General features: G+C 72.9%; 2 protein-coding genes. One reads left to right on the top strand and one right to left on the bottom strand.

Going from position 1 to position 3,078, the window contains the following annotated elements:
- Positions 1-189 precede the first annotated feature (189 nt).
- Positions 190-1,650 carry a diguanylate cyclase domain-containing protein gene (locus ACWJ6R_RS33385; protein WP_449066043.1) on the bottom strand — a complete coding sequence of 487 codons (1,461 nt, stop codon included), beginning with the start codon at positions 1,648-1,650 and terminating at the stop codon, positions 190-192.
- A gap of 332 nt (positions 1,651-1,982) precedes the next feature.
- Here ACWJ6R_RS33385 and ACWJ6R_RS33390 point away from each other — a divergent pair.
- On the top strand, positions 1,983-3,078 hold a 1,096-nt coding region (locus tag ACWJ6R_RS33390; protein WP_449066044.1), incomplete at its 3' end, for a histidine kinase N-terminal 7TM domain-containing protein.

Below are 3,078 nucleotides of genomic sequence, written 5' to 3' on the forward strand. Positions count from 1 at the left end.
GGCGGCAAGGGCCACATCAAGGTCACCTACGTCATCACCAAGTGGGGCAAGGGCGCAGGGCCACGACCGCTCCCCGCGCTGTCCCGCACGGCATCAGGCCCGACCCCGCACCCGGACCGGCGGCACCGCGCAGACGCCGTCGAGGCCGCCACCCGCACAACCGGGTGGCGCCTCGACGCGTTCCCGGCCTCAGCCGGCGAGCGAGAGCGGGGCGGGCTGCGGAGGCGGTCCGGCGAGGACCCAGCGGCCGCGGCCGGCGCGCTTGGCCTCGTACATGGCGGCGTCCGCCTTGCGGACCAGGTCGCCGGGGGTGGTGGTCTCGTCGACCACGGCGATACCGATGCTCGTCCCCACGTGCAGCTCGTGGCCGTCGTAGCCGATCGGCGCGGCGATGGCCTCCAGGACCCGCTCGGCCAGGGGGATCACGTCGGTGTGCACCGAGGCCTGCGGGCACAGCAACGCGAACTCGTCGCCGCCGAGCCGTACCACCAGGTCGTCCTCGCGTACGGCGGCGCGCAGCCGCCGGGCGACCTCCACCAGCAGGGCGTCGCCGGCGTCGTGGCCGTAGGTGTCGTTGACCGCCTTGAACCCGTCCAGGTCGAGGTAGAGCAGCACGTCCCCGGTGGAGCAGGCGTCCAGGCGGCCGGTGATCGTGCGCCGGTTGGCCAGGCCGGTCAGCGGGTCGTAGGAGGCCTGGTAGGCCAGGAGCCGCTCGGCGCGCTCCTGCTCGCGCACCGCCCCGGCGAAGCGGGCCAGGATGAAGGCGCTGGCGGCGACGGTGGCGCTCAGCAGCGCGATGCGCTGGGCCTGCGGGCCGGATCCCTGGACGACGGCGACCGTGGGGGCGGTCAGCAGCGCCAGGCCGAGGAAGACGAGGCGGGCCGGGTGCAGCGTGCGGGTCCGCGGGTTGGCGCGGGTCAGTTCGGCGCGGCCGGGGTGCAGGGCGGTGATCACCATCAGCGCGTTGCCGAACAGCACCACCCCGCCGAGCGAGGCCAGGCTCTCCACGCCCAGATGCGGCAGGACCGCGTAGCCCAGGTCGGTGAGCAGCCGCAGGCAGGCCGCGGTGACCAGCAGCCAGGTCGGGGCGCTCCGCGTACCGGGGGACAGCACCAGCAGCAGCACCGCCGCCGCGATCAGCACGTCGCCCAGCATGTAGCCGGTGTCCAGGATGGTGCCCACGGTGTGGTGGCCGCCGCTCTCCTCCAGCGAGGGGGCGACCATGAGCCACCACATGCCGATCGATACCGCGGTGGTGAGGGTGAGCATGTCGAGCAGCGGTTCGCGCAGCTGCCCGCGGGCCCGGCTCCGGGCCATCATCATGATCCCGGTGCCGATCGCGAGGTATCCGGCGAGCCACGGGGCGTCCATCCAGCCGGTCGGGTCGGACTCCGGGAAGAGCCGGAACGCGATCGTCGACACCAGGTCGCCGACCAGCCAGAACGTCTGTGCGACGGCGACCAGCAGCCACGGCCATCGTTCACCGGGTCCGGCCCGGCGCAGCGCGGCCCACCAGGCGGCGGCGCACACGGCCGTGTAACCGGTGAAGTAGATGACGTCGCCGGTCGCGGCTTCCGCCGTCACCGCGGCGGCGATGGAGACGAGCGCCGCCGCCGCCGGCAGCGGCCATCGGGCACGGAGAGAGGCCATACAGAGATGATCGGCCGATCACCCGGGATCCTGAGTCCGCACCCGGGAAAAGCCCGCGGGCGGACGGCACCGCCGGCGAACCGCTCCCCGGGCGTGACCGGAGTGGACCACTCCCCGGCATGACCAGGGTGAACCGCTCCCCGGGCGTGACCGGTGAAAGGGTCAACAGTCCGGTCCGCGTGCCGAAGCTACGGAAGAGCCTCGCGGGGTGTCTTCGGCATGGCCGGACACGGAAGCCGCAGGCCGAGACCATTCACGGAAGATCGCGATCATGCCGACCGCTCCTGCGGGCGTCCGGAGAGCGCGGCGGTTGAGGAAAGAAGGCAGTGGAGATGGGGGACCCGTTCCTGGCCCTGCTCTTCATGCTGTCGGCGGTGGTGGCCTCCGCCGTGGCGGTGGTCGGCTGGCGGCGGAGGCGCGTGACGCCCGCGGTGGGCACCCTGGCGGTCGTCGCGGCGGGCATCGCCGTCTGGTCGGCGAGCGACTGGCTCGCCTTCCTGACCGACGACCCCGGCGTGCTGGTGTGGTTGGGCGCCGCCGGTTTCATGGCGGTGGGCGCCGTCATGGCCGGTTTCTACTGCCTGTCGCTGGCCGTGGTCGACCGCACCTGGCGGCTGTCGCGCCGTACGGCCTTATGGCTGTCCGCCGAACCGGCGCTCGTCCTCGTCGTCTTCCTGGTGGCCCCCTGGCGCCGATGGTTCATCGCGTTCGCGGCCCCCGCCGCCGACGGCGCCCTCCGGCTGGACTTCGGCCTGCTGTTCTGGGCGCACGTCGCCTACAGCTACGCCCTGCTCGCCATCTGCGTGGCACGGCTGGTGCGCGCGTGGATCCGCGGCCCGCGCGCCCAGCGGCGGCTGTACGGGGTCACCCTGCTGGCCGCCACGCCCTCCACCGCGGTCAACATCGCCAGCCTGCTGGGCCTGGCCGGAGGACTGGACCTGACCCCGGTCGGGTTCTGCGTCACCGCGGTCCTGTCCTACTGGTCGCTGGTGCACCTGTCCCTGCACGAGCTGGTGCCGGTGGAGCGCACGCACGTGCTGGACCGGATCAGCGACCTGGTCATGACGATCGACCCCTCCGGCCGCATCCTCGACTTCAACCCGGCCGCCGACCGCATGCTCCGGCAGCTGGCTCCCGGCACGCCCGAGCGGATCACCGGGCTGCCGGTCCTCAGCGTCCTGGCCGACGTGCCGCTCACCGAAACGGACAGCGCGCCGGCCCCCTCCGCGGCGGACTCCGGTGACCTGCAGATCATGACCGTGACGGAACGCAAGGACGTCCTGCCGGCGAAGCTGTTCCCCCGGGGTCTGGACGCGCCTCTCGACCTGACCGACCTGATGGAGGCCGACTACACCGTGGTGGATGCGGGGGGTCGGCGGGTGGATTTGAACGTGCGGGTCAGTGCGTTGCTGGATGCGCGGGGGGAGC

The organism is Planomonospora algeriensis (assembly GCF_977012225.1).

Bases quoted from the DNA above. Each gene is read 5' to 3' on its own strand.
- ACWJ6R_RS33385 (WP_449066043.1), bottom strand. From the start codon at position 1,650: ATGGCCTCTCTCCGTGCCCGATGGCCGCTGCCGGCGGCGGCGGCGCTC.